We start from the raw sequence: 25,499 nt of genomic DNA, 5'->3' as shown, positions 1-25,499 counted from the left end.
CACACGGCGTCGCGTCCACCGGCCCATTCCACGAGGCCCGGACATCGGGCGCACCGGCCGGGTGGCCGGGCGCGCTGTCGGCAGGTCCTCGGACTGACTCCTGCGCACGCCGCTCCTGGGAACAGACATGCACAAGTACACCGTTGCGGGACAGTTCCGGATTCGCACCGGATTCCCCTGCGACGACAGCGAGCATGAGCATACATCTTGTGCTCACCCGCCACGCCACCCCCAGATGTTGTGTCGTGCTGGTTTCAGAGCGTCAACTTGTGGGTGAGGAGCGTGATGTCGGCGAGGGGCGGGATCGGGCTCCGGCCCGCCCGGGTGCGGACGAAGCCCGGACGTTCGTGGATCGCCGTCCTGGAGGCAGGCCCGGGCGGTGATCTCGCCGAGGGCCGCCGGGTTGCGGGGGGTTCCGGGAGTGCTTCCATGGAGATAGGTGTCGGTGCCCCGCGGTCGCTCCGTTTCGAGAACGCTTCTCGGAAGGACACGCGCCATGACGAGGGTCGTCCGTCACCCGCCCGGCAAGGACCGGCCGCGCAACGCGCCGATGGCGACGCTGGCTCCGAGACGGGCGGGCGCCTGGCTCAGGCAGGGGTTCACGGGCCACTGGCACCGGCTGGCGATCCGCCTGGAGGCCCGCGGCGGCACCACCCGCCCCAGGAAGTGGCGCCGGTGGTTCACCTACACCAACGTCACCCGGGCCATCTGGACGGTGGCCGCGCTCGCCGTGCTCGCGTGGGTCGTGGAGGGCCTGTACATCCTGATCTGGGGCAGGACGACCGGCTTCGAGAAGTGGCGGGAGGGCAATGAGGGATTCGACACCGTGCTGCGCTTCCTCGGTCCGGTGCTGGCCGCGTCGCTCGCCGCCGCGCTCTTTCTGTTCTGGTGGTACCGGTGGACCAAACGGCGCTATCTCGCCAAGGCGCGGGACGACCCCCACCGACTGGTCCTCACCGCCGGTCCGGACGCCACGGAGATCGTGGGCCGGGAGGAGATCGCCCGGGTCATCGCCGAACGGCTGCGCGAGCGCAACACGCGCCGGCCCTATCTGCTGGTCGGCGGCGTCGGCGTGGGCAAGACCGCCGTCCTGGTACGGCTCACCGAACTGCTGGCGGAGCAGAACGCCGTACCTGTGCCGATCCGGCTGCGGGACGCGAACGGCGACAGCGACCTGAACTTCGAACGCATGGCCAAGGAGCGCTTCATCGAGGAGGCACCCCGGGGCATCCTCGCGCGCACCAAGACCGAGCGGGTCTGGCAGCAACTGCTCGCCGACGACAAACCGGTCGTCATCGCGGACGGACTGGAGGAGGCTCTCCTCGGCGACGGCCTCGAACAGAACCGGGACAACATCATCCGGCGGGCCATCGAGCGTGCCTACGAGGAGAAGCTGCCCCTCGTCATCGCCTCCCGTCCGCACAGCCCGCTGGAGAGCACCCCGGCCGCGATCGTGGAGCTGGAACCGCTCAGCGAGGAGGATGCCCTGCGGTTCGTCCAGGCACGCGTCCCGGAGACGGACGAACGCCGCGTGGACTGGATCGTGGAGACGGCGGAGGTGACCGAGTCGCCCGTCTACCTCCAGATCGCCCGCGAACTGCACCGCCACGGCGCCCTGGAGCACGACCGGCCGGACAACGAACCGCAGCACATGAACACCCGCAGCCGCGACCGCGGCATGCTGCGGCTGTGGCTGCTGGAGACCTGGGACGAGGCGCTGTGCCAGGGCCGGCTGCGCCGGGACGTCGCGCTGAGCCGGCAGGAACGCCGCGACACCCTCGAAGTGGTCTCCGCCCTGGCCTGCGTGGGACTGCTCCAGGACAAGCTGGAGGTCGGCCTCGGGGAGCTGCTCGACTCGGACGCCCACCCCGGTCCGATGCGGCGCGCGCAGGCCCGCGCCGAGCATCTGTGGGCCGGCGGACGCGCCTTCGACCGGTACGGCAGGCGCGGGAACGTTTTCTCCGAGTGGCACCGGCAGCAGATCTGGGACGTGCTGTGCCGGCGGATCGGCCCGGAGGAGAGGAGGCGGTTGCGCGGGGGGAACCTGGACCAGTGCCGCGCCGCCCTCGCCCGGATCGCGCGCAACGCGGACAAGCTGGGCCTGGTGGAGGGCTTCGAGCGCAAGGTCCGTTTCCCGCACAGCATCATCCAGGCCTACTTCGGCTACCGCGTGCTGTGGCAGCTGGGCGAGCGGGGAGCCGGCGAGCTCGTCGAGCACGTGCTCCAGCCGCCCGGACCCAGCCGCGAACTGCTCATGGCCCTGGTGCTGTTGTCGCGCCGCCGGGCGGCGAGGGTCAGGGCCCGCCGGGAGGGCGTACGGGCCGAGGTGACGAAGGAGGTCGAGGAACGGCTTCGCCGGTCACGGGTGCGCGGGCACACCCTGGCCCACCGGCTCTGCAGGGCCGCGGAACGCCGCACGGACGATCCGAAGGCGCTCGATCTCTACGCGGCCGCCGTGGAGATCGAGAGCGTGGAGGACACTCCGCGGCTGCTGGGCGACATCCTGGACGAAGTGCGCAGGACCTGGGCCGGTTTCAAGGGCGACCGGCGCAGCCTCGACGACGCCAAACTGAGGCTGCTCAAGCAACTCGGAGCCGCCCTGCGCAGCGTCTCCGACCGGATCGACACCACCCCGCTCTACGAACAGCTCGTCCAGATCGGTGTGAAGGAACCCTCCTACTCGATACGCCTGGCCGTCGCCCAGGAGTTCGGCAGCGGCGGCAACCCGGCCTTCGCCGTGATCCGCGGGCGGATCGGGCTGAACACCGACCCCGTGCAGGAGTACAACGACCGGCTCGGCGAGCTGAAGGCCTGGAAACGCGGTGAGTACGAGCAGTGGGCCGAGCGCATGGCGCGGGCGCGGGCCGCGGGCGCGGCCTCACGGGCCGGCACCGAGCGCATCGGGCGGCTGCAGCAGGACCGGCGCAAGCTCAACGAGGAGTACCGCGGGAAACGGGTCGTTCTGTTCCGGGAGTTCGTGATGCGGGCCTGGATGATCCCCATGCTGCTGGGCTCCGTCGACGAGGCACACCGTGACGAGGCCCGCGAACGCCTCACCAAGTGGCTGCGCCATCTGGACCCGAAGGCCACCGGCGGCGCCCCCGATCTGCCGCTCGCCCTGGAGGCCGCGCTGGCCCAGGGCTTCAAGTACGCGGCCAACCGCCGGATCCGGCACCCGCGGGCCCACCAGGGCGGTCGCGCGGACCTGATCCGGCAGGCGGAGACCGTGCTCCAGCAGTCCCGGTGCTGGTACGCGCAGGTCATGCTGCTCCAGGCGCTGTGCCTGTGGAGGCTTCCCGACACCGTAGGCGTCCACGAGCGGGAGCGGCACGCGACGCCGGGGAGGGACGGGCACGACGGCGGGCGCGAGCCACCCCGGGCGCTGGGCGGGGCGACCGCCGTACAGACCGCGGAGCGCTGGCTGTCGATGGCCGGCACGGCGCACCGGGCACCCGGGCATCCCGAGGCGAACGGTGCCTCGCCCCGGCGGCCCCTGCACCCCTTCGTCGCCGAGGCGGGGGACCTGGTGGCCCTCACGCTGGAGACCGGGCAACCCGAGCGGTTCCTCTGGATCGACGAGAAGGGCGTCGCCGACAACATCGGCGCGCGCACCGGCGCCCCCCTGGAGTACCGCAAGCACAACCTGTGGATCCCGCCCTCGGTCGGCTGGAGCACCCTCGACGCGCGCGCCCAGTGCCTGGTCGCCGACGTGCTGGTGATGCTGAACCTCATCGAACGGGACGGGCATCCGGACGAGGTCGAGGAGCGGATGATCCGCGCGGAGCAGCCGGGGACGTCGTCACTCCCGCCGTGCATCCGCAGCGATCGCCGCCCGCTGCGGCCCGACCTGCGGGCCGGCATGGCGGACCCGCCCGAGCCGGGGACGACCTGTCCGCCCGACTGCAAGTTCCGGCTCTGCCCCTACCCGCCCCGGGGCTGTGTGCCACGCGGGGAGATCCGGGAGCCGTTCTGCCGCCAGCAGCAAGCCCTGTTGCCGGGACGAGTACGCCGACGTCTTCCCAGGGTCCTGCGCAGGAAGACACCGCACTGGGTCAGTATGCGGGTGCGCGAGCTCGACGGTTTCTGGCAGCAAATGGCCGGGCGCACGCGCAGCTAGTGCGGTACGCCCGGCCATTTGCCGCCTACCGGGTCAGTGGCTCGTCCCCGCCGTGGCCGGCGGCAGTTCGACCTGGACGCCCGGGTCGCCCGCGTCCGCCGTGTAGTCCTCCGGCTTCGTCTCGTCGATGCCCTCCGGGGCCTTCGCGGCCTTCAGGACGAAGGTCAGGACCACCGTCACCACCACGTTCAGCACGAACGCCGTGAGGCCGATGTAGCCGATCTCGCCGATGCCCGGGATCTCCTTCGCCGAACCGCCGAAGTGCTTCTGGGTCGGGGAAGCGACCCCGTACGCGGCAACCGTGCCGTAGATCATGCCGACGGCCCAGCCGGCCAGCAGGGCCCAGCGGTGGAACCAGCGCGTGAACAGGCCGCCGACCAGGGCCGGGAAGGTCTGCAGGATCCAGATGCCGCCCAGCAGCTGGAAGTTGATGGCGACCGTCTTGTCCATGGTGAGGACGAAGACCAGCGCGCCCACCTTCACCAGCAGGGACACGATCTTGGAGACCTTGGTCTCCTGCGCGGGCGTCGCGTCCGGCTTGATGAAGTCCTTGTAGATGTTGCGGGTGAAGAGGTTCGCAGCCGCGATCGACATGATCGCCGCCGGCACCAGCGCACCGATACCGATCGCCGCGAAGGCCACGCCCGCGAACCAGTCGGGGAACATCGTCTCGAACAGCTGCGGGATCGCCAGCTGGCCGTTCTGCACCTTGATGCCGGCCGCGATCGCCATGAAGCCCAGCAGTGCCAGCAGGCCCAGCATCAGGGAGTACAGCGGCAGGATCGTGGTGTTGCGGCGGATCACCTCACGGCTGCGCGAGGACAGCGTCGCGGTGATCGAGTGCGGGTACATGAACAGCGCGAGCGCGGAGCCCAGCGCCAGCGTGGCGTACGTCCACTGCCCCGCCTCGCCCGGGACCAGCGCCCCGCGGGGCGCGCCCGTGGCCGGGTTGGTCTGGCTGTACGCCTCGCCCGCCTTGGCGAAGATCTCGTCGAAGCCGCCGAGCTTGATCGGGATGTAGATGATCGCCACCGCGATGACGATGTAGATCAGCGTGTCCTTCACGAACGCGATCAGCGCGGGCGCGCGCAGGCCCGAGGAATAGGTGTACGCGGCCAGCACACCGAACGCGATGAGCAGCGGCAGGTCCTTGATGAACCAGTTGGTGTTCTCGCCGCCGCCGACGCCCATCACGTCCAGCACGGCCTGGATGCCGACGAGCTGGAGCGCGATGTACGGCATGGTCGCCAGGATGCCGGTGACGGCCACTGCCAGCGACAGGCTCTTCGAGCCGAAGCGGCCGCGCACGAAGTCCGAGGTCGTCACATAGCCGTGCTTGTGGGAGACCGACCACAGGCGGGGCAGGAACGTGAAGATCAGGGGGTAGACGAGGATCGTGTACGGCACGGCGAAGAAGCCGGCCGCGCCCGCCGCGTAGATCGCCGCGGGTACGGCGACGAAGGTGTACGCCGTGTACAGGTCGCCGCCGAGCAGGAACCAGGTGACCCAGGTGCCGAACGACCGGCCGCCCAGGCCCCATTCGTCGAGGCTGTTCTCGTTCTCGGCCTTGCGCCAGCGCGCGGCCAGGAAGCCCATGACCGTGACGGCCAGGAAGAAGAAGATGAAGACGCCGAGCGCGACGCCGTTCACGCCGTCGTTCACTGCGACGCACCGCCCTTCCGGGAGCCGCGGGCGCGCTGGTCACGCTGCCACAGCTTGTACGCGACCATCGTCAGCACCGTGGAGAGCAGGACCCACAGCATCTGGTACCAGTAGAAGAACGGGATGCCGGCGACTTCCGGATCGGCCTTGGCGTACGAACCGACCCACAGCATCGCCACGAAGGGCGCGACGAGACAGAGGCCGATGACGACCCGTATGGGCGTCACCACCGGCTCTCTGTTCACTTCTGGGGCATCTGACATCTGACGGCTCCGTCCCCTCACTGATCACCTGAAACGCCCGGGCAATGTAGGTGACGGTGCAACGACAGCGGAAGCCCCTGTCCGCATATCGGATGTGGAGGATTGGTGTGCACGCCGACCGGGCGCTCAGCAGCAGCGGAACCCCTGGCGTGGATCTGCTTCCTGACGGTCCGTCCGCATCCGCTCGAAGTCGCGCCGGGAGGGCACTTCCGCGTCCGGACGCTCATGCCGTACGTGGGTGACATAGCGGTCGTATGCTGACTCGTCGGTCAACTCCCGCACGTACCAGCGCACGCTACTGAACACCCGCCGAAGACTGACTGCTCGCCTCAGCGACCGCACGGCGTTCCTCCTCCCTCTCCTCCTTGGTCGGGAACAGCCCTGCCGGAGCTGTGATCTTCGACTCGACGTACGGCGCCTCGCTGAGCGTGGACAGCGCCGGGCGGCGGACGTGCCGGACGCAGACGCGGGTGGCGTCGACGATCACGACGACGATCAGGAGCGCGAGGACCGCGGTGAGGACGCCGTCCACCGTGGAGTTGGTGACCACGGTGTGCATGTCGTCCATGCTCTTGGCCGGCGGCAGGACCTCGCCGCGGTCGATGGCGTCCTGGAACACCTGGCGCTGCTTGAAGAAGCCGACCTTCGGGTCGCTGGAGAAGACCTTCTGCCAGCTGGCGGTCAGCGTCACCGTCGCGTCCCAGGCGAGCGGAACCCCGGTGATCCAGGCCCACTTGAGGCGCCCCGACTTCACCAGCAGGGTCGTGCAGACGGCGAGGGCGACCGCCGCGAGCAGTTGGTTCGAGATGCCGAAGATCGGGAAGAGCTGGTTGATGCCGCCGAGGGGCTCGTGGACGCCCACCCACAGGAAGTAGCCCCACAGGCCGCACACCACGGCGCTGGTGATGAGCACGCCGGGCTTCCAGCTGATGTTCCTGAAGGGCCGGTGGACGTTGCCCAGCATGTCCTGGAGCATGAAGCGGCCCACGCGGGTGCCGGCGTCCAGGGCGGTCAGGATGAACAGCGCCTCGAACATGATCGCGAAGTGATACCAGAAGGCGCGCAGGCCACCGCCCGTGACCTCGGAGAAGATCTCGGAGACGCCGATGGCCAGGGTGGGCGCGCCGCCCGTACGGGAGAGCAGGGTCGATTCCTCGACGTTCTCCGCCGCCCGCGCGAGCGCCTCCGGGGAGATCTGGTAGCCCCAACTGCCCACGACCTGCGAGGCGTTCTGCACCGTGTCGCCGATGACACCGGCGGGCGCGTTCATCGCGAAGTACAGGCCCGGGTCGATGATGCTCGCCGCCACCAGCGCCATCACGGCGACCGACGACTCCATCAGCATGGAGCCGTACCCGATCATCCGGACCTGGGTCTCCTTCTGGATCATCTTCGGCGTCGTACCGGAGGAGATCAGCGCGTGGAAGCCGGACAGCGCGCCGCAGGCGATGGTGATGAAGACGAAGGGGAAGAGCGACCCCGCGAAGACCGGGCCGTCCCCGCGGGAGGCGAAGTCCGTCACCGGGTCCATCTTCAGCGTCGGCAGGGCGATGACGACGCCGAGGGCGAGCAGGAAGATCGTGCCGATCTTCATGAAGGTCGACAGGTAGTCGCGCGGCGCCAGCAGCATCCACACCGGCAGGATCGAGGCGATGAAGCCGTACGCCACCATCCAGACGACCAGCGTCGAGGGCGCGAGCGTGAAGGTGTCGGCCCACGACGACTCGGCCACCCAGCGGCCCGCGATCAGGGCGAACAGCAGCAGCGCGACGCCGATCAACGAGACCTCGGCGACCCGGCCGGGGCGCAGCACCCGCAGGTAGAAGCCCATCAGCAGGGCGATCGGGATCGTCATCGCGATGGAGAAGGTGCCCCACGGGGACTGCGCGAGGGCGTTGACGATCACCAGGGCCAGCACGCCGAGCAGGATGATCATGATGACGAAGGTGGCCAGCAGCGCGGCCGCGCCGCCGAACGGGCCGATCTCCTCGCGCGCCATCTGGCCGAGCGAGCGGCCGTTGCGGCGAGTGGAGAAGAAGAGCACCACCATGTCCTGGACCGCGCCCGCGAAGATGACGCCGACGATGATCCAGATCGTGCCGGGGAGATACCCCATCTGCGCGGCCAGGACCGGGCCGACGAGGGGGCCGGCGCCCGCGATCGCCGCGAAGTGGTGGCCGAGCAGGACCCGGCGGTCGGTGGGGTGGAAGTCGATGCCGTTGTTGAGGCGTTCGGCCGGGGTGGCCCTGGTCCGGTCGACCTTGAGGACCTTGTGCGCGATGAACTTGGCGTAGAAGCGGTAGGCGATGGCGTACGAGCCGAGGGCGGCGGCGACCATCCAGGCGGCGGAGACCTCCTCGCCGCGGGACAGCGCCAGCACGGTCCAGCCGGCGGCACCTACCAGCGCGACCAGGGTCCAGATGACGACGGTTCGGGGATTCGCGGTACGCACCGGGTGGTCCTCCCGTCCATGCGGCGACGGGAGGAACGTAGAGCAGGCTGGGGAGACGCGCTACACCGCGTGCGGGAGTTGTTGTCCCTTCACGTGTTGTCCCTTCACCTGTTGTCGCTTCACCTTCCCGGGCGGGCTCAGTCCTGAGGCCGCTTGAGCCTCGCCACGAACTTGTAGCGGTCCCCGCGATAGACGGACCGGACCCACTCCACCGGCTGTCCGTCCCGGTCCAGCGAGTGCCGGGACAGCATCAGCATCGGCAGGCCCACGTCCGTGCCGAGCAGGCCGGCCTCGCGCGGGGTGGCCAGGGAGGTCTCGATGGTCTCCTCGGCCTCGGCGAGATGGACGTCGTAGACCTCGGCGAGCGCGGTGTAGAGGGAGGTGTACTTGACCAGTGACCTGCGCAGGGCCGGGAAGCGCTTGGCGCTCAGGTGGGTCGTCTCGATGGCCATCGGCTCGCCGTTCGCCATGCGCAGCCGCTCGATGCGCAGCACCCGGCCGCCGGCCGTGATGTCGAGCAGGTCGGCGAGGCGGTCGTCGGCGGTGATGTAGCCGATGTCCAGCAGCTGGGAGGTCGGTTCCAGGCCCTGGGCGCGCATGTCCTCGGTGTACGAGGTGAGTTGCAGGGCCTGCGAGACCTTCGGCTTGGCGACGAACGTGCCCTTGCCCTGGATGCGCTCCAGGCGTCCCTCGACGACCAGCTCCTGCAGGGCCTGGCGCACGGTCGTGCGGGAGGTGTCGAACTCGGCGGCCAGCGTGCGCTCGGGCGGAACCGGGGTGCCGGGCGCCTGGGTCTCCGTCATGTCGAGAAGGTGCTTCTTCAGGCGGTAGTACTTGGGCACGCGGGCGGTACGGACTGTCGCGCCGTTCTCGTTCTCCGCACTGCTGACGTCGGTGCTCATGCTTCGCCTTCCCGGCTCCGGATGCGGGTCACATCGTGATCCCTTCTATATACCGTCGCCGCCTCATTTGGTCTAGTCCACAGTGCCAAGTGGTCTAGCGGACGAGCGTACTCCGGTGTCGGTGTTTTCGCTGGCTTCTTACTTAAAGGTTCCTGCATATGTAGGTCGCATAACGGCTGGTCGGAGCCTATTCGAGCACCCTTGACACGCTTTCTGGTCTGGTCCAAGCTCCCCCTACTGGTCTACACCATTGGTCCAGGTCCCGGCCCAACGCTCGTGCGGGGAGGCAGGGGGGTTTGTGGCATCCCTGAGGAGGGTGGCGTGAAGCGCAAGCTGATATCCGCGATCGGTGTCGCGGGCATGATGATCTCCCTGGCGGCGTGCGGGGGCGACAACGGCGACGGCGGGGACAAGGCAGGGGCCGACGGCTACGCGGGTGAGACGCTCACGGTGTGGGTGATGGACGGCTCTTCCCCGGACCAGTGGCAGAAGGACGTCCAGGCCGCCTTCGAGAAGAAGACCAAGGCCAAGGTCAAGTTCGAGATCCAGCAGTGGAACGGCATCCAGCAGAAGCTGACCACCGCCCTGTCGGAGGAGAACCCGCCGGACGTCTTCGAGATCGGCAACACCCAGACCCCGGCCTACGCCAAGACCGGCGGCCTCGCCGACCTCGCCGACCTCAAGACCGAGATCGGCACCGACTGGGCCGAGTCCCTCAACGAGTCCTCCATCTACGACGGCAAGCAGTACGCCGCCCCGTGGTACTTCGCCAACCGCGTCGTCCTCTACAACAAGAAGGTCTGGGCCGAGGCGGGCATCAAGGACACCCCGAAGACCCGCGACGAGTTCTACGCCGACCTCAAGCAGATCGGCGAGAAGACCGACGCCGAGCCCATCTACCTGCCGGGCCAGAACTGGTACCACTTCGTCGGCCTGACCATCGGTGAGGGCGCCGAGCTGGTGAAGAAGGACGGCGACAAGTACGTCTCCAACCTCGACGACCCGAAGGTCGCCGCCGCCATGGAGACGTACAAGAAGTTCCAGGCGCTGTCCAAGGCGCCCAAGGACAAGGACGAGGCGACCCCGCAGCAGGCCGAGGTGTTCGCCAAGGGCAACGTCGGCGCCTTCATCGGCATGGGCTGGGAGGCCGGTACGGCGATCGCGGCCAACAAGAAGATCGAGCAGGACATCGGCTACTTCACCATCCCCGGTGCCACGGCCGACAAGCCCGAGGGTGTCTTCCTCGGTGGCTCCAACCTCGCGGTCGCCACGGGCAGCAAGAAGCAGGAGCTCGCCAAGGAGTTCCTGAAGATCGCCCTGTCCGACCAGTACGAGGGCGAGCTCGCCAAGCAGAACGGCGTCATCCCGAACAAGGAGGCCCTGCAGGCCAACCTGAAGGGCAACGCCGTCGCCGAGGCCGCCGCGCCGGCCGCCGCGGGCGGTGGCACCACGCCGCTGATCCCGGAGTGGGCGGCCGTGGAGAACGCGCCCAACCCGGTCAAGACCTACATGACCGCCGTGCTGAACGGTAAGTCGCCGGCCGAGGCGGCCAAGCAGGTCGAGGACGAGCTCAACAAGCGTCTGGCTCAGCAGCAGTAGGGGCACCGGGTCGCGCCGGGGTGGGGGATGCGCATGACGCCCCCCGCCCCGGCGACCGTACGCGGGTCCACGTGCGCAGGCCCAGATACGCAGGCCGAGTGACGCAGGCCGAAACATGCAGGCCGAGAAGAGAGATCGCGAGCATGACCGTGCAGACCGAACGGCCGCCTTCCGGTCCGGTGGACGCAGTCGGGAAAGCCGAGAGCGGCTCCGCGGGGCCGCGGCCCCGAGCCGTGTCCCGCCTCGGTGCGTTCACCCCGTACCTCCTGCTGCTGCCGGCTTGTGCGGCCACCGTGCTGCTGCTCGGCTGGCCGCTGGTGAAGGACGTCCTGCTGTCGTTCCAGAACCTCAACATGGCGCAGCTGATCCAGCACGTCACCGAGTGGAACGGCATCGACAACTACAAGGAGGTCCTCACCGGCGAGGACTTCTGGCGCGTCGCCCTGCGCTCGATCCTGTTCACGGCGGTCAACGTCGCCCTGATCATGGTCGTGGGCACCCTGGTCGGCCTGCTGCTCGCCCGCCTCGGCAAGCGGATGCGGGTCGTGCTGCTGCTCGGGCTCGTGCTGGCCTGGGCGATGCCCGTGGTCGCCGCGAGCACCGTCTACCAGTGGCTGTTCGCGCAGCGCTTCGGCGTCGTCAACTGGGTGCTGGACAAGCTGGGTTGGCACTCCATGGCCGACTACAGCTGGACCAGCAGCCAGATGTCGACGTTCTTCGTGGTCACCCTGCTGATCGTCTGGATGTCGATCCCGTTCGTCGCGATCAACCTGTACGCGGCCACGACCACCATCCCGGGCGAGCTGTACGAGGCCGCGGCGCTGGACGGCGCGGGCGCCTGGAAGAGCTTCACCACGGTGACCATGCCCTTCCTGCGGCCGTTCCTCTACGCCACGACCTTCCTGGAGATCATCTGGGTCTTCAAGGCGTTCGTGCAGGTCTTCACCATCAACGGCGGCGGCCCCGACCGGCTCACCGAGATCCTGCCCGTCTACGCCTACATCGAGGGCGTCGGCAACCAGCACTACGGCATGGGCGCCGCGATCGCCGTCCTGACCATCCTGATCCTGCTCGGCCTGACCGCGTACTACCTCAGGATCGTGCTCAAGCAAGAGGAGGACGAGCTGTGAAGCGCTCACTCTTCGGCCGCCTGTGGCCCAACGTCACGGCCGTCGTCCTGTTCATCGGCTTCGTCTTCCCCGTGTACTGGATGTTCTCCACGGCCTTCAAGCCGACCGGCGACATCATCTCGGAGAACCCGGTGTGGTTCCCGACCGACATCACCTTCGACCACTTCAAGCGGGCGACCGGCGTCGACCACTTCTGGACGTACGTCACCAACTCGCTGATCGTCACGCTGTGCGCGGTCGGCTTCGCCCTGGTCATCGCGCTGGCGGGCTCCTTCGCCCTGGCCCGGATGCGGTTCAAGGGGCGGCGCGGGTTCGTCATCGGCTTCATGATGGCCCAGATGGCGCCCTGGGAGGTCATGATCATCGCGATGTACATGATCGTGCGGGACGCGTCGCTGCTGAACAGCCTCCTGCCGCTCACGGTCTTCTACATGATGATGATCCTGCCCTTCACCATCCTGACCCTGCGTGGCTTCGTCGCTGCCGTCCCCAGGGAGCTGGAGGAGGCCGCGATGGTCGACGGCTGCAGCCGCGCCCAGGCCTTCCGCAAGGTCATCCTGCCGCTGCTGGCGCCGGGGCTGATGTCCACGTCCCTGTTCGGCTTCATCACCGCATGGAATGAATTCCCGCTGGTCCTGGTGCTGAACAAGGAGGCGGAGGCGCAGACCCTGCCACTGTGGCTGTCCAGCTTCCAGACCGCCTTCGGCAACGACTGGGGCGCGACGATGGCGGCGTCCTCCCTCTTCGCCATCCCGATCCTGATCCTCTTCGTCTTCCTGCAGCGCAAGGCTGTCAGCGGCCTGACGGCCGGCGCCGTGAAGGGATAACGCCACCCGATGACGACATTCGCCAGCGGCACCGACACTCTGACGCGCGATGCCCTGACCGTTCTCCAGCCCGGTTTCACCGGCACCACCGCCCCCGACTGGCTGCTGCGCCGCCTCGGCGAGGGCCTCGCCTCCGTCGGCCTGTTCGGCCGCAACATCGCCTCGCCCGAGCAACTGGCGGCCCTGACGGCCCAGTTGCGTACCGAGCGCGACGACGTGCTGGTCGCGATCGACGAGGAAGGAGGTGATGTGACGCGGCTGGAGGTGCGCACCGGTTCCAGCTTCCCCGGCAACCACGCCCTGGGCGCGGTGGACGACGTGGAGCTGACGCGGGAGGTGGCCTTCGAGATGGGCCGCCGCCTGGCAGCCTGCGGAGTGAACCTCAACTGGGCCCCGTCGGCCGACGTGAACTCCAACCCCTCGAACCCGGTCATCGGCGTACGTTCCTTCGGCGCCGACACCGCCCTGGTCGCCCGGCACACCGCGGCCTACGTCACCGGCCTGCAGTCCGCGGGCGTGGCGGCCTGCGCCAAGCACTTCCCCGGCCACGGCGACACGGCGGTCGACTCCCACCACTCGATGCCCCGCATCGACGCCCAGGCCTCGGTCCTGGCCGACCGGGAACTCTCCCCGTTCCGAGCGGCGATCGCCGCCGGCACGAGGGCGATGATGAGCGCGCACATCCTGGTTCCGGCCCTGGACCCCGACCACCCGGCAACCCTGTCCCGGCCCGTCCTGACCGACCTGCTGCGCGGCGAACTCGGCTACACCGGCCTGATCGTCACCGACGGCATGGAGATGCAGGCCATCGCCGCCACCTACGGCATCGAACGCGGCAGCGTCCTCGCCATCGCGGCCGGCGCCGACGCGATCTGCGTGGGCGGCGGCCTCGCCGACGACGAGACGGTACGACGCCTGCGCGACGCCCTGGTCGCGGCGGTCCGCGCCGGTGAACTCCCCGAGGAACGGCTGTCGGAGGCGGCGGAACGGGTCCGCGAGCTGGCCGGCTGGACGGCGGGCGTCCCCGGTACCGAGGGCGAGGCGCGTCCGGACGTGGGGCTCGTCGCCGCCCGGCGCGCACTGAAGGTGACCGGCTCGGAGGGCTTCATCCCGCTCACCGAGGCGCCGTACGTCGCCGCCTTCACCCCGGTCGCTAACATCGCCGTAGGCGACGAGACCCCCTGGGGCGTCGCCGCCGAACTGGCCCGACTGCTCCCCGGCACCGAGACGGGCGGCTACACGGGGGAGGAGGCGGGGCTGGAGGCGCTGCAGGCTGCGGCCGGCCGTCGCATGGTGGCCGTCGTCCGCGACGAGCACCGCCACCCCTGGATGGCAACGGCCCTCGACACCCTGCTGCGCTCCCGCCCGGACACGGTCGTCGTCGAAATGGGCGTCCCCCAGGCCGAAGCCCGCGGCGCCCTGCACATCGCCACGCACGGTGCGGCCCGTGTGTGCGGGCGTGCGGCGGCGGAGGTCATCGCCGGGGTCTGAGGCCCCCGAGCCCGACTCGTCCCGTGACCCGCTCGATGCCTGTGGTTGCAGCTCCACTCCCGAATGTAGTACTTCTTATACATGAGCGAGCAGGTGCACAACAGGTTGGCGATGGTGCGTGCCGAACGTAAGGTGTCGCGCCAGAGCCTGGCCGAGGCAGTGGGAGCCCACTACCAGACCATCGGCTACATCGAGCGGGGGCAGTACAACCCGAGCCTCGACCTGGCACTGAAGATCGCGAAGTTCTTCGGACTGCCGGTCGAGGCACTGTTCTCCCTCGATCCGTTCCGGCCGCTCACGGACGAGGTCTACGGGAGGAAACAGTCATGACGACGACGCGGCTGACGCGCTACGACCGGAGCATGCTGCGGTTGATGAACGACCCCCGAGGGCGCCCGATGTACGCCACGACCACGCGTCGCCGGCTGGTCGTCGCCGCGCACGTCGTACTCACCGTGGCCATCGGAGCACTGACCACGTACTTCTCCCTCTCGTCGACGGAGCCGATGTGGGCCGTCATCGCCGCGGCAGTGCTGATGCTGCCGTGGATGGTGGCGACAGGCGTGATCAACGGCGCCACCCGGGGCCTGCTCGAACTGCGCGAACGCGCCCTCGACGAGCGGCAGTCGGCCGAACGCAGGCGGGTGCTCGCCCGCGCCCACCGCACGATGACCAGCCTGCTGCTCGCGGCCGTGGTCGGCCTGCTGGCAGCGGGCGCGGCAGACGGCGACGCCCTGCGCGTCTACGCGGCACCCGTCCTCGCCGCGGTCCTCGCGGCCCACTGGCTGATGCCGCTGTGGGTGGCCGGCCTGACCGCTCAGGACGAGCCGGCCGAGGACGAGACGGCCACTCTCTAGCCCTGACGCATGTCCGGCGAGCGCACGGCGGGTCCCCTGTCCACGGGTGCCCGCCGCACGCATGCCCGGCGCGTGCGGCGCCCTAAATCCCCTGCCACTCCGGCTTGTTGGCGTAGGTGTGCCGGAAGTAGTCGGCCAGCTTCAGCTTGGACGCGGCAGCGTCGTCGACGACGACCGTGGCGTGCGGGTGCAGTTGCAGTGCCGACGCCGGGCAGACGGCCGCGATCGGCCCCTCGACGGTCGCGGCGACCGCGTCCGCCTTGCCCTCACCGGTGGCGAGCAGCACCAGGTGCCGCGCCTCCAGGATCGTCCCGATCCCCTGGGTGATGACGTGGTGCGGCACCTGCTCGATGTCCCCGTCGAAGAACCGCGCGTTGTCGACCCGGGTCTGCTCCGTCAGCGTCTTGATCCGGGTCCTCGACGCCAGCGAGGAGCACGGCTCGTTGAACCCGATGTGCCCGTCGGTCCCGATCCCGAGCAACTGCAGGTCCACACCCCCGGCTTCGGCCAGCGCCGCGTCATACGCCTCGCACGCCCCGGGTACGTCCTCGGCCGTACCGTCCGGCCCCATGAACGCGTCCATCCCGACCCCGAGCGGTTCCAGCACCTCACGGCGCAGCACCGACCGGTACGACTCCGGGTGCTCGGCCGGCAGCCCCACATACTCGTCGAGCTGCGCGATCCGCGCCCGCGAGGCATCGACGGCGCCGGAGCGCACCTTGGCCGCGAGTGCCGCGTAGATGGGCAGTGGCGTCGACCCGGTGGCCACGCCGAGCAGGGCGTCGGGCTTGCGCCGCAGGAGCTGGGCCATGGCCTCGGCTATCAGCTCGCCACCCGCCTTGGCGTCCGGAACGATGACAACTTCCACGCTGGGCCTGCCGATCTGAAGTAGGACTCGAAGGGCACCCTGAAGGGGCATGTGGTTTAGACCAATCTAACAGAGCGAGGCTACGGGGCCCAGGTGAACGCAAGCCCCGCGGACATGTCGGCGGACCGTCGGGCAGGCGTCATTGCCCGTGGGGGAGTGGAATGGAGACTGTCCGCCGGAAGCGACAGGCGCCATGCCCGGCAGTGGGAGCGAGAGCAGGGAGGTCCCATGACCACCACGACCCCGTACCCTCCCGACCCGCACGCCCCTCACAACGACTTCCCCGGCCGGATCATGGCCCGCGAGATGGCCGAACAGCCCGCCGCGCTGCGCCGGATCCTGTCCCAGGGCGCCCCCGCCATCCGTCGCGTCGCCCAGGAGATCGCCGCCCGCGCGCCCCGCTTCGTCCTGCTCACCGCCCGCGGCACCTCCGACCACGCCGCGCTCTACGCCAAGTACCTCCTGGAGATCCGCCTCGGCCTGCCCTGCGGCCTGACCTCCATGTCGACCACCACCGCCTACGGCGCCCGTCCCGACCTCACCGACGTCCTGGTCATCACCGTGAGCCAGTCCGGCGGCTCCCCGGACCTCGTCGCCTCGACCCGGGCCGCCCGCGAGGCCGGCGCGATCACGCTCGCGGTGACCAACAACCCCGACTCCCCGCTGGCCGCCGTCTCCGAGTACCACCTCGATATCATGGCCGGACCGGAGAGGGCCCTGCCCGCGACCAAGACCTATACGGCCTCCCTTCTCGCCCTGTACCTCTTCGTCGAAGGACTGCGCGGTGGCGACGGCACCCCCGCCATGGCGCTCCCGGATCTCGCCGAGCAACTGCTCGCCCGGCAGGACGAGGTGCGCACCCTCGCCGCCCGCTACCGCTTCGCCGAACGCATGGTGATCACCTCCCGCGGCTACGGCTACCCCACGGCCAAAGAAGCCGCCCTGAAGCTGATGGAGACCAGCTACATCCCGGCCCTCGCCTACTCCGGCGCCGACCTGCTGCACGGCCCGCTCGCCATGGTCGACAACGTCTCCCCGGTCATCGCGGTCGTCACCGACGGCAAGGGCGGCGAGGTGCTCCAGCCCGTCCTCGACCGGCTCCGCGGCCGTGGCGCCGACCTGGTCGTCATCGGCGCCCGGCACCAGGTCGAGCAGGCCTCGGCCGGTTTCGTCCTGCCCACCGAAGGCGTCGCCGAGGAGCTCCAGCCGATCCTTGAGATCCTCCCGCTCCAGCTCCTGGCCTACGAGGTCACCATCGCCCGAGGCCAGGACCCGGACGCGCCGCGGGCGCTGGCGAAGGTGACGGAGACGCGCTGACTAGTGCAGGCTCAGCAGCGAGCCCCCGGTCGCGTCGATGTGCTGCCCCGTGACCCAGCGGGAGTCGGGCGATGCCAGGAAGGCCACCACGTCGGCCACGTCGGACGACGTACCGACGCGTTTGAAGACCGAGACGGCCTCGGCGTGTCCGCGTATGCCGGGGTCGGCGAGTGCGGCGCTCGTCAGGTCCGTGTCGATGAAGCCGGGCCCGACGGAGTTGGCGGTGATACCGCGCGGTGCCAACTCGGCAGCGAGTGAGCGGGTCAGGGTGGTGACCGCGCCCTTGGCCATGTGGGTGGCGGCTATGGGGGCGATGGCGTAGTCCGTGGCGGCCGTGACATTGATGATCCGTCCGTGGTCGCGCAGGCGTCCGAGGCCGTGCTTGACGATGAAGAACGGTGCCTTCGCGTTGACCGCCTGCGTCCGGTCGTACGCCTCCTCGTCCGTCTCGCCGATGGTCGCGAAAATCGCCATGCCCGCGTTGTTCACCAGGATGTCGACGCCCTGCGTATGCCGGTCGAAGGCATCCCAGAGAGTCTCGGCGTCACCGGGCACGCCCAGTTCGGCGCGGACGGCGAACGCGCTGCCGCCCGCCGTCTCGATCGCGGTGACCGTCTCCTTCGCCGCCGCCTCGTTACTGCCGTAGTGCACGGCGACCCGCGCCCCGTCGTGTGCCAGCCGCTCGGCGATCGCCCGTCCGATCCCCCTGCTCGCCCCCGTGACCAGTGCCGTCCTGCCCGCAAGCACGCCCATGCCGACGCCCCCCTCGCATTTCCCTAGCGGTCGCTACAGAAAGAACGTACAACAGCCAACCGTCGTTTCTCTAGTGCTCGCTATAAAATGCACTCCATGGTGAGCAGCGAGATGACGACGGAGACCGGGGCGGGGGCGCGGCCTGCGGCGAAGACGCGCGGACGGCCCCGCTCCTTCGACCGCGAAACCGCCCTGGAGAAGGCGATCCTGGCCTTCTGGGAGCGTGGTTACGAGGCGACGTCCGTCTCGGACCTCACCCGCGCCATGGACATCGGCGCCCCGAGTCTGTACGCGGCCTTCGGTGACAAGCGCTCGCTCTTCGATGAGGTCGTCCGCGTCTACACCTCGCGCTACGCCTCGTTCGCGGACCGCGCCCTCGCCGAGGAGCCCACCGCCCGGGCGGCCGTCGAGCGGACCCTGCGAGAGGCCTCCGGCGTCTACACGGATCCCCGCCATCCGCAGGGCTGCCTCATCGCCCACGCGGCCATCAACTGCACCACCCCGGAGGTCGCCGACTCGCTGCGCGACCGGCGCAACGCCACCATCGGCGCCATCCGCAGCCGTATCGAAGCAGACATCGCCACCGGCACCCTCCCCGCCGGCGTCAACGCCCCCGCCCTCGCCCGGCACGCCGGCGCAATGATCCAGGGCATGTCACAACAGGCGCGCGACGGGGCGAGCCGGGAGGAACTGGAGGCACTTGCGGAAATTGCCATGGCCAACTGGCCTCGCACATGAACCCACACGGGTTAGGCTGCGTGGTGGATGGTAGGGCGTCCCGCTGGTCCTCCAGTTGGTTCGGAGCCCGCGAAGAAGCGTCAACAGCAAACACGCTCCAACGCATGGACACACCAGAGTGGTCTAGTCCACAATGCGAAGGAGTGCGTAGTACAAGAACGCACCGACTTCCGTCTTCCCCGCACAGGAAGGCGGACCGAGGAACCGGAGCTCTCTGCCCTGACTGCCCCGGCTCCTCATCCTTCGGCCGACCGGGACCGCACACCCCACGGCCGATGTTGCTCCGGGCTGCGGTGCCGGGAGGGCTGAGGGTCCCTCTCAGGCGCCGCGGCCCGCGGGTGTTTTCAGGACCGTATCGCCTCCCGTAGTGGCTGGTTTCCAGCCATGTCCGTACCGCCAGGTACGCTCGGCCACGTGCCCTCCATGAACGAACTCGTACGCCAGCACACGGCCCTCGACGACTCCGACCTCGAGTGGCTCCACCTGCTGGTCTCGGAGTGGCAGCTGCTCTCCGACCTCTCCTTCGCCGACCTCGTCCTGTGGGTCCCCACCCACGACGGCACCCGCTATGTCTCCGTGGCGCAGATGCGGCCCAACACCGGCCCGACCTCGTACCAGGACGACATGGTCGGCCACCTCGTCCCGCGCGGCCGCCGCCCGATGCTGGACGCCGCGCTCGACGAGGGCCGGATCGTGCGGGAGGGCGACCCCGAGTGGCGCGAGGAGGTCCCGGTCCGCGTCGAGTCGATTCCCGTACGACGTGACGGGCGCGTCCTCGGCGTCATCGCGCGCAACACCAACCTGCTGACCGTGCGCACCCCGAGCCGCCTCGAGCTGACGTACCTCCAAAGCGCCTCGGATCTCGCGCAGATGATCGCGGCCGGATCGTTCCCGTTCGCCAACCAGCAGGTCGACATGGACGCCTCGCCCCGCGTCGGCGACGGCCTGATCCGCGTCGACGCCGACGGCATCGTCCAGTACGCCTCCCCGAACGCGCTGTCGGCTTACCACCGCCTCGGCCTCGCCGCCGACCTCGTCGGCCATCACCTCGGCAAGACCACCGCCGAACTCGCCCCGACGCAGGGACCGGTGGACGAGGCGCTCGCCAAGGTCGCCAGCGGCTGGGCACCGCGCGAGTTCGAGATCGAGTCCGGTGACGGTGTGATCCAGTTCCGTTCGATTCCGCTCAAGCCCAAGGGCACGCGCATCGGTTCGCTGGTGCTGCTCCGGGACGTCACCGAACTGCGCCGCCGAGAGCGCGAGTTGATCACCAAGGACGCGACCATCCGGGAGATCCACCACCGCGTCAAGAACAACCTCCAGACGGTGGCGGCCCTGCTGCGCCTCCAGGCCCGCCGAATCGAGTCCGACCGCGGCCGCGAGGCCCTCGAAGAGGCGGTACGGCGGGTCGGGTCGATCGCGATCGTGCACGAGACGCTCTCCCAGAACCTCGACGAGCGCGTGGAGTTCGACGACATCGCCGACCGGGTGCTGGCGATGGTCGCCGAGATCTCGCCCGGCAAGGTCACCGGCCGGCGCACCGGCCGCTTCGGCATCCTGGACGCGGAGGTCGCCACCCCGCTGTCGATGGTCCTGACCGAGATCCTCCAGAACGCGCTGGAGCACGGCTTCCGCGAGGGCGACACCGGCACGGTCGAGGTCTCGGCCGTCCGCGGCGGTACGACGAAGCAGGTCCGCCTTCTGGTCACGGTCCAGGACGACGGCGTGGGCCTCCCCGAGGGCTTCGACCCGCACACCGCGGGCAACCTCGGCCTGCAGATCGTACGGACGCTGGTGGAGGGCGAGTTGGGCGGCACGTTCGACATGGTCCCGGCACCGGAGCGGGGGACCAGGGTGATCCTGGACATCCCGGTTCGGGCGCACAAGTAGGGGCGGACAGCAAAGAGCCCTGGACCATCCGGTCCAGGGCCAGTGCTCGTTGCTGCTCTGTATTGCTAAGCGCATCGGGGGTACTGCGCGCTGCGGCTCGGGGGCGGGAGATGCGTACTCGCTGTACGCGCCGCCAAGCTCAGGCTGTTTGCGGGGCGGGTGTTGTCAGGCGGAGGCCTGACGGGCCCGGTTGCGGGCGGCACGGCGCTTCATGGCGCGACGCTCGTCCTCGCTGAGACCACCCCAGACGCCGGAGTCCTGGCCGGACTCGAGCGCCCACTGCAGACACTGATCCATAACGGGGCAGCGACGGCAGACGGCCTTGGCTTCCTCGATCTGCAGCAGCGCAGGACCGGTGTTGCCGATGGGGAAGAAGAGCTCGGGGTCTTCCTCGCGGCAAACGGCGTTGTGACGCCAGTCCATGGCTGCTACCTCTCCTTGGTATTACGTGCTGATTGCTTGTGAATGTGAACGCTTTCACGAATCCCTCAACAAGTGAAGGGCCGACCGCCAGGTTCCCTGGCGAGGTCCTGTGATTTGAAGAGGGGTTCCGGTGATCAGTGGAGGCCGGTCTTGCGGGCCGTCCCGATCGCCACGTAGAGACTCGCAAACCTCAGCGACGGATACAACCCCTTCCGGAAAGTTTTTTTTGATTCCTCGGTGTCGACTAGGTCACAGCCGTACTTCCATGGGGTGGATCCTGGCCTAAACGTTCGAGTGAAAGGACTTTAGCCCGTTCCGCTCACACAATCACACGCAGTGCACGGCGTACGCCTGTGAACGTCACGCTCGTGCGCAGCCCCAGGTGGTCGCCGTCCATCTGAAGGGGCAACGGGACCTTCGAATGCAAGGTGAACTGGTCCAGGTCGTGGAGCGTGACCGCATGCCTGCCATGGGCTCCGCGCGCGGGGGACGAAGTGAGCAACTGGGTTGCATACCGGGCAACCGCGACCGTGGACATACGGCTGAGACCGAGCACGTCGAGGCCGCTATCGAACGAGGCCTTAGGCGCCGCGTACACCGGGCGATTGCCCAGATACGTCCACGGAGCGGTGTTGCAGATTATGGACAGCACCAAATCGGTCACCGGCTCCTGCCCCGGCCGCTCCAGCGTGATAGTGCCGTGCCGGCGGTTGGGCTCCTGCAAGAACTGGCGTACCACCTGGCGCAGATAAAGGGCGTGCGTGGACCTCTTGCCGCGCTCGCGCTGCTGCTCGACCCGGCCGACGACGCCGGCGTCGAAGCCGAGGCCCGCACAGAAGGTGAACCATCTGGCGGGTACGGCTTCGTCCTCCGTGCCCGGGGTGCCGGCCGCTATGCCCATTCCGACCGTACGTTCGCTGCCTTCGCGCAGGGCGTCGAGCAGGGCGCCGGTCGCCTCCACGGCGTCATTGGGCAGGCCGAGGGCGCGGGCGAAGACGTTGGTGGAGCCGCCGGGGACCACGGCGAGGCGGGGGAGGCGGTCCGGGTCGGGGCCGTTGTGCAACAGTCCGTTGACGACCTCGTTCACGGTGCCGTCGCCGCCGAGGGCGACCACCAGGTCGACGTCGTCGCTGTCCGCCGCCTGCCGGCCCAGGTCACGCGCGTGGCCGCGGTACTCGGTGGTGACCGCCTCCAGCTTCATCTCGCTGGCGAGCGCGTGGATCAGGACATCGCGCGTACGTGCGCTTGTGGTGGTTGCTGCCGGATTGACCACGAGAAGTGCACGCATGACTGGCAGCGTACCTACTGGGGGGTACTGGGCACAGGTCGAGGTTGGGATCTAGTAAGAGATGAGGCGTGAGTCTCGACACGGGGGGACTGCCGTCGGCTTGGCCGTGGGTTCGTGTGCCGTCGGTTCCTTGGCGGCGCCGTTGCTGTGGGGCCTGGGGGCTGCCGCCCCCAGGCCCCCGCTTCGGCCCTTGAGGGGCCTTGTCCTCAAACGCCGGACGGGCTGGTTGATGCCGGCCGGCGTCGGGCGGGAGCCTCCCTCTCCGAACGCGATATCGCGGAGGGCTACCCTTCAAGGGTGACCAAGGAGCAGACCCCCACCACCCCGGAAACCGCCGGTCCGCGTCCGCGGCGGCTGACGTATGCGGCGGCACTGACCGCGCTGGAAGGGCTGGCGCTGGCCGTCGGGGGTGTCTGGGTGCTGGTGCTGGGGTTCGCCGGGGATCCGGACGATCGGCAGCAGGCCGTCACCCTGGGCGTGACGCTGGTCGTCCTCGCCCTGCTGCCGCTGCTCGCCGCGCGAGGGCTGTTCGCTCAGCGCAGCTGGAGCCGGGGGCCGTCCGTCATCACGCAGATCATGGCGCTGCCGGTGGCCTACAGCCTGCTGCAGGCCGACAGCATTGCGATCCCGGCGGGCATTGCGATCGCTGCGGTCGCGATCGCCACGCTCGTGCTCCTGATCAACCCGGCTACCACCCAGGCCCTCGGCATCCGGGGGCCCGGCAGCGCACCGGATCAGAAGTAACCGGCGGCTCTCAGGGAGCCGTCACTCCTCCACCAGCAGCTTCTCCCGCAGCTGCGCCAGCGTGCGGGCCAGCAGGCGGGACACGTGCATCTGGGAGATGCCGACCTCCTGCGCGATCTGCGACTGGGTCATGTTGCCGAAGAAGCGCAGCAGCAGGATCCGCTTCTCGCGCGGCGGGAGATCTTCGAGCAGCGGCTTCAGCGACTCGCGGTACTCGACGCCCTCCAGCGCCTCGTCCTCCGCGCCGAGGGTGTCCGCGACCGCAGGGGACTCGTCGTCCGTGTCGGGGACGTCCAGGGACAGCGTGGAGTACGCGTTGGCGGACTCCAGGCCCTCCAGGACCTCCTCCTCCGAGATCGCCAGCTTTTCGGCGAGTTCGTGGACGGTGGGGGAGCGCCCGTGCTGCTGGGACAGCTCCGCCGTGGCCGTCGTCAGGGAGAGGCGCAGCTCCTGGAGACGCCGCGGCACCCGCACCGCCCAGCCCTTGTCGCGGAAGTGCCGCTTGATCTCGCCGACGACCGTCGGGGTCGCGTACGTCGAGAACTCGACGCCACGCTCCGGGTCGAAGCGGTCCACCGACTTGATCAGACCGATGGTGGCGACCTGGGTGAGGTCGTCGAGCGGCTCGCCGCGGTTGCGGAAGCGGCGCGCCAGGTGCTCGACGAGCGGCAGGTGCATACGGACCAGCTTGTTGCGCAGGTCCGCGTACTCCGGGCTGCCGTCCTGCAGCTTGCGCAGCTCGACGAACATGGCGCGTGCCCCGCTGCGGTCCTGAGGGTGGTGCTGCGTGGCCTGCACGCTGTGCGCGCTCATTGCCTCGTCCTCGGCGTTTCGCTGGTGCTCGCTCATCGTCCCGCCCGTTGCCCTCTCCCGAGCCCTCGCCCCCGTGCGGACCGGGGAGACCCCCGTCCGCCCGCCCGGAGGCGCGCCCTGCACGGCGCCTTCGTCATCCCGTCCGTCGGCCAGGAAGCCGGCCTCCGCGGAGTTGTCCTCCGGGTGCGGCCGGGCCTGCTCGGGGATGGCGTCGATGCCGTCAGCCATGCGTCGGGAACCGCTCGGACCGCTCGGGCCCACTCCCAGGCTCTCGGCTCCGTCCGAGCAGGGGGCAGCGCCGTCCGGCAGCTCCCGTGTGCCGCGCTCTTCGTCCCGCACCGGCCCGTCCCCGTTCCTCACGCCGGCCCGGGTCCCGCGCCGCGCTGTTTGTAGAGGCTGATCGAAACGGTTTTGTCCTCGTCCACGGCGGAGGAGACCTTGCCCGCGAGGGCCGAGAGCACGGTCCAGGCGAAGGTGTCCCTGGAGGGGGCGTGGCCGTCCGTGGTCGGGGCCGAGACGGTGACCTCGAGCGAGTCGTCGACGAGTCGGAAGACACAGCTGAGCACCGAGCCGGGCACGGCCTGCTGGAGCAGGATCGCGCAGGCCTCGTCCACCGCGATGCGCAGGTCCTCGATCTCGTCGAGGGTGAAGTCCAAACGGGCCGCGAGGCCGGCAGTCGCCGTACGCAGCACCGACAGGTAGGCACCCGCAGCCGGCAGCCGGACTTCCACGAAGTCCTGGGTCGCGGGCTCGCCTGCGATCTGGGACACCCTCACCTCCAAGGTGGTACAAGCTTTTCGGGGCCGAGGGTCGCCCCCCGGGGTAACGCGATGTGTGGTTCAGCGGTGACGCTATCGCGCTCTGAACTTTCCTGTCCCCAGGACCCCAACCCCTTGCTGTCACTCATAGTAAACACACGGATACGCTCCGTGGCTAGGGGGTCTGCGGGCCCAATTGGGAAGAGCGCGCGCCGGTTTGACGTACCCAGGCGTCAGACGGTCGAACCGTCCGGATCCTCGGTTGTCCAGCGTACGTCCCCGTCACACGAGTACGTGGTCGACAAAGCACCAGCGCCAGAGTTCGCCGGGCTCGAACGTCCGCATGATCGGGTGGCCGGACTCCTTGTGGTGCTCCGTGGCGTGTCGTCCCGGCGAGGAGTCGCAGCAGCCGACGTGACCGCAGGTGAGGCAGAGCCGCAGCTGAACCGGGTGCCAGCCCTCTGCCAGGCACTCGGGACATGTCTCGTTGAGCGGACCGGGTTCCGGGTGCGGCAGCGCGTCGGCGTGCGTGCACTGTTTCATGATTGCCAGGTTACGACGGCCACGCGCACGACGGCGCGGAAAATCGACGGCGGGCCGCGACGAC

Annotated in this window: 23 protein-coding genes and 1 riboswitch; of the genes, 11 read left to right on the top strand and 12 right to left on the bottom strand. The window is 69.3% G+C overall.

Annotated elements, in window-relative coordinates:
* Positions 1–61 precede the first annotated feature (61 nt).
* A riboswitch (cobalamin riboswitch) is annotated at positions 62–236 on the bottom strand.
* A gap of 260 nt (positions 237–496) precedes the next feature.
* A complete protein-coding gene (locus OG331_RS18215) occupies positions 497–4,117 on the top strand; it encodes an ATP-binding protein (RefSeq protein ID WP_406197437.1) in 3,621 nt (1,206 codons plus the stop codon).
* A 33-nt stretch (positions 4,118–4,150) separates the two neighbouring features.
* Here the strand turns inward: OG331_RS18215 and mctP are convergent, their stop codons facing one another.
* The 5 genes from mctP to OG331_RS18190 form a co-directional block, all read right to left on the bottom strand.
* Positions 4,151–5,779, bottom strand: a complete 1,629-nt coding sequence (gene mctP / locus OG331_RS18210; RefSeq protein WP_406197435.1) for a monocarboxylate uptake permease MctP — start codon at positions 5,777–5,779, stop codon at positions 4,151–4,153.
* Entirely contained in the window at positions 5,776–6,042 is a 267-nt protein-coding gene (locus tag OG331_RS18205; RefSeq protein ID WP_406197433.1) for a DUF3311 domain-containing protein, read from the bottom strand. Before OG331_RS18205 ends, mctP begins: the two co-directional genes overlap by 4 nt.
* Before the next feature lie 126 nt (positions 6,043–6,168).
* On the bottom strand, positions 6,169–6,348 hold the full coding sequence (locus tag OG331_RS18200) for a YbdD/YjiX family protein (RefSeq protein WP_383245525.1): 180 nt from the start codon (positions 6,346–6,348) through the stop codon (positions 6,169–6,171).
* Positions 6,338–8,494, bottom strand: coding sequence for a carbon starvation CstA family protein (locus OG331_RS18195; RefSeq protein WP_406197430.1), 2,157 nt, complete (start codon positions 8,492–8,494; stop codon positions 6,338–6,340). Before OG331_RS18195 ends, OG331_RS18200 begins: the two co-directional genes overlap by 11 nt.
* Positions 8,495–8,631: 137 nt before the next feature.
* The gene (locus tag OG331_RS18190; protein WP_030947772.1) at positions 8,632–9,396 is read right to left on the bottom strand and encodes a GntR family transcriptional regulator; all 765 of its coding nucleotides are present in this window, start codon (positions 9,394–9,396) and stop codon (positions 8,632–8,634) included.
* A 321-nt stretch (positions 9,397–9,717) separates the two neighbouring features.
* Between OG331_RS18190 and OG331_RS18185 the strand changes: the two genes are divergently transcribed.
* The 6 genes from OG331_RS18185 (at position 9,718) to OG331_RS18160 (ending at position 15,300) form a co-directional block, all read left to right on the top strand.
* The gene (locus OG331_RS18185; RefSeq protein WP_406197427.1) at positions 9,718–10,995 is read left to right on the top strand and encodes an extracellular solute-binding protein; all 1,278 of its coding nucleotides are present in this window, start codon (positions 9,718–9,720) and stop codon (positions 10,993–10,995) included.
* A gap of 143 nt (positions 10,996–11,138) precedes the next feature.
* Positions 11,139–12,125 (top strand): carbohydrate ABC transporter permease, encoded by a 987-nt coding sequence (locus OG331_RS18180; protein WP_406197424.1) that lies wholly within the window; start codon positions 11,139–11,141, stop codon positions 12,123–12,125.
* Positions 12,122–12,952, top strand: coding sequence for a carbohydrate ABC transporter permease (locus OG331_RS18175; protein ID WP_406197422.1), 831 nt, complete (start codon positions 12,122–12,124; stop codon positions 12,950–12,952). Before OG331_RS18180 ends, OG331_RS18175 begins: the two co-directional genes overlap by 4 nt.
* A gap of 9 nt (positions 12,953–12,961) precedes the next feature.
* Positions 12,962–14,443, top strand: a complete 1,482-nt coding sequence (locus OG331_RS18170) for a glycoside hydrolase family 3 protein (RefSeq protein ID WP_406197420.1) — start codon at positions 12,962–12,964, stop codon at positions 14,441–14,443.
* Positions 14,444–14,524: 81 nt separating this feature from the next.
* The gene (locus OG331_RS18165) at positions 14,525–14,773 is read left to right on the top strand and encodes a helix-turn-helix transcriptional regulator (RefSeq protein WP_328423586.1); all 249 of its coding nucleotides are present in this window, start codon (positions 14,525–14,527) and stop codon (positions 14,771–14,773) included.
* The gene (locus OG331_RS18160) at positions 14,770–15,300 is read left to right on the top strand and encodes a hypothetical protein (protein ID WP_406197418.1); all 531 of its coding nucleotides are present in this window, start codon (positions 14,770–14,772) and stop codon (positions 15,298–15,300) included. The genes OG331_RS18165 and OG331_RS18160 overlap by 4 nt, the downstream gene beginning before the upstream one ends.
* 82 nt (positions 15,301–15,382) lie before the next feature.
* Here OG331_RS18160 and nagB read toward each other — a convergent pair whose 3' ends face one another.
* Entirely contained in the window at positions 15,383–16,168 is a 786-nt protein-coding gene (nagB, locus tag OG331_RS18155) for a glucosamine-6-phosphate deaminase (RefSeq protein WP_328879393.1), read from the bottom strand.
* A gap of 228 nt (positions 16,169–16,396) precedes the next feature.
* On the opposite strand from nagB, the gene OG331_RS18150 reads away from it, so the two are divergent.
* Positions 16,397–17,485, top strand: a complete 1,089-nt coding sequence (locus tag OG331_RS18150) for an SIS domain-containing protein (protein ID WP_406197416.1) — start codon at positions 16,397–16,399, stop codon at positions 17,483–17,485.
* Here the strand turns inward: OG331_RS18150 and OG331_RS18145 are convergent, their stop codons facing one another.
* A complete protein-coding gene (locus OG331_RS18145) occupies positions 17,486–18,238 on the bottom strand; it encodes an SDR family oxidoreductase (RefSeq protein WP_406197414.1) in 753 nt (250 codons plus the stop codon).
* 96 nt (positions 18,239–18,334) lie between these two features.
* On the opposite strand from OG331_RS18145, the gene OG331_RS18140 reads away from it, so the two are divergent.
* Together OG331_RS18140 and OG331_RS18135 are read left to right on the top strand one after the other, a co-directional pair.
* Positions 18,335–18,976 (top strand): TetR/AcrR family transcriptional regulator, encoded by a 642-nt coding sequence (locus tag OG331_RS18140; RefSeq protein WP_406197411.1) that lies wholly within the window; start codon positions 18,335–18,337, stop codon positions 18,974–18,976.
* A gap of 414 nt (positions 18,977–19,390) precedes the next feature.
* On the top strand, positions 19,391–20,866 hold the full coding sequence (locus OG331_RS18135; protein WP_406197409.1) for a sensor histidine kinase: 1,476 nt from the start codon (positions 19,391–19,393) through the stop codon (positions 20,864–20,866).
* 165 nt (positions 20,867–21,031) lie between these two features.
* Here the strand turns inward: OG331_RS18135 and OG331_RS18130 are convergent, their stop codons facing one another.
* Both OG331_RS18130 and OG331_RS18125 read right to left on the bottom strand, forming a co-directional pair.
* Entirely contained in the window at positions 21,032–21,289 is a 258-nt protein-coding gene (locus tag OG331_RS18130; protein WP_006142322.1) for a WhiB family transcriptional regulator, read from the bottom strand.
* A gap of 319 nt (positions 21,290–21,608) precedes the next feature.
* A complete protein-coding gene (locus OG331_RS18125) occupies positions 21,609–22,577 on the bottom strand; it encodes a diacylglycerol/lipid kinase family protein (RefSeq protein WP_406197406.1) in 969 nt (322 codons plus the stop codon).
* A gap of 297 nt (positions 22,578–22,874) precedes the next feature.
* Here OG331_RS18125 and OG331_RS18120 point away from each other — a divergent pair, with 297 nt between their 5' ends.
* A complete protein-coding gene (locus OG331_RS18120) occupies positions 22,875–23,321 on the top strand; it encodes a hypothetical protein (RefSeq protein ID WP_406197403.1) in 447 nt (148 codons plus the stop codon).
* Positions 23,322–23,342: 21 nt separating this feature from the next.
* Here the strand turns inward: OG331_RS18120 and OG331_RS18115 are convergent, their stop codons facing one another.
* The 3 genes from OG331_RS18115 to OG331_RS18105 form a co-directional block, all read right to left on the bottom strand.
* Complete coding sequence (locus OG331_RS18115; RefSeq protein WP_406197401.1) at positions 23,343–24,473, bottom strand: RNA polymerase sigma factor SigF; 1,131 nt, start codon at positions 24,471–24,473, stop codon at positions 23,343–23,345.
* A 17-nt stretch (positions 24,474–24,490) separates the two neighbouring features.
* Positions 24,491–24,904, bottom strand: coding sequence for an anti-sigma regulatory factor (locus OG331_RS18110; RefSeq protein ID WP_004925829.1), 414 nt, complete (start codon positions 24,902–24,904; stop codon positions 24,491–24,493).
* Between the two features lie 270 nt (positions 24,905–25,174).
* Entirely contained in the window at positions 25,175–25,435 is a 261-nt protein-coding gene (locus OG331_RS18105; RefSeq protein WP_328879385.1) for a UBP-type zinc finger domain-containing protein, read from the bottom strand.
* Positions 25,436–25,499 lie beyond the last annotated feature (64 nt).

The sequence above is a fragment of the Streptomyces sp. NBC_01017 genome, assembly GCF_045162795.1.
Classification (GTDB): domain Bacteria; phylum Actinomycetota; class Actinomycetes; order Streptomycetales; family Streptomycetaceae; genus Streptomyces; species Streptomyces machairae.
Note: the sequence above shows the minus strand (reverse complement) of the source record. Positions and strands in the feature narration are given on the sequence as shown.

Coding starts and splice junctions, on each gene's coding strand:
- OG331_RS18165 (WP_328423586.1), top strand. CDS start 14,525: ATGAGCGAGCAGGTGCACAACAGGTTGGCGATGGTGCGTGCCGAACGT.
- OG331_RS18150 (WP_406197416.1), top strand. CDS start 16,397: ATGACCACCACGACCCCGTACCCTCCCGACCCGCACGCCCCTCACAAC.
- OG331_RS18170 (WP_406197420.1), top strand. CDS start 12,962: ATGACGACATTCGCCAGCGGCACCGACACTCTGACGCGCGATGCCCTG.
- OG331_RS18215 (WP_406197437.1), top strand. CDS start 497: ATGACGAGGGTCGTCCGTCACCCGCCCGGCAAGGACCGGCCGCGCAAC.
- OG331_RS18140 (WP_406197411.1), top strand. CDS start 18,335: ATGGTGAGCAGCGAGATGACGACGGAGACCGGGGCGGGGGCGCGGCCT.
- OG331_RS18160 (WP_406197418.1), top strand. CDS start 14,770: ATGACGACGACGCGGCTGACGCGCTACGACCGGAGCATGCTGCGGTTG.
- OG331_RS18180 (WP_406197424.1), top strand. CDS start 11,139: ATGACCGTGCAGACCGAACGGCCGCCTTCCGGTCCGGTGGACGCAGTC.
- OG331_RS18190 (WP_030947772.1), bottom strand. CDS start 9,396: ATGAGCACCGACGTCAGCAGTGCGGAGAACGAGAACGGCGCGACAGTC.
- OG331_RS18130 (WP_006142322.1), bottom strand. CDS start 21,289: ATGGACTGGCGTCACAACGCCGTTTGCCGCGAGGAAGACCCCGAGCTC.
- OG331_RS18205 (WP_406197433.1), bottom strand. CDS start 6,042: ATGTCAGATGCCCCAGAAGTGAACAGAGAGCCGGTGGTGACGCCCATA.
- OG331_RS18145 (WP_406197414.1), bottom strand. CDS start 18,238: ATGGGCGTGCTTGCGGGCAGGACGGCACTGGTCACGGGGGCGAGCAGG.
- OG331_RS18105 (WP_328879385.1), bottom strand. CDS start 25,435: ATGAAACAGTGCACGCACGCCGACGCGCTGCCGCACCCGGAACCCGGT.
- OG331_RS18125 (WP_406197406.1), bottom strand. CDS start 22,577: ATGCGTGCACTTCTCGTGGTCAATCCGGCAGCAACCACCACAAGCGCA.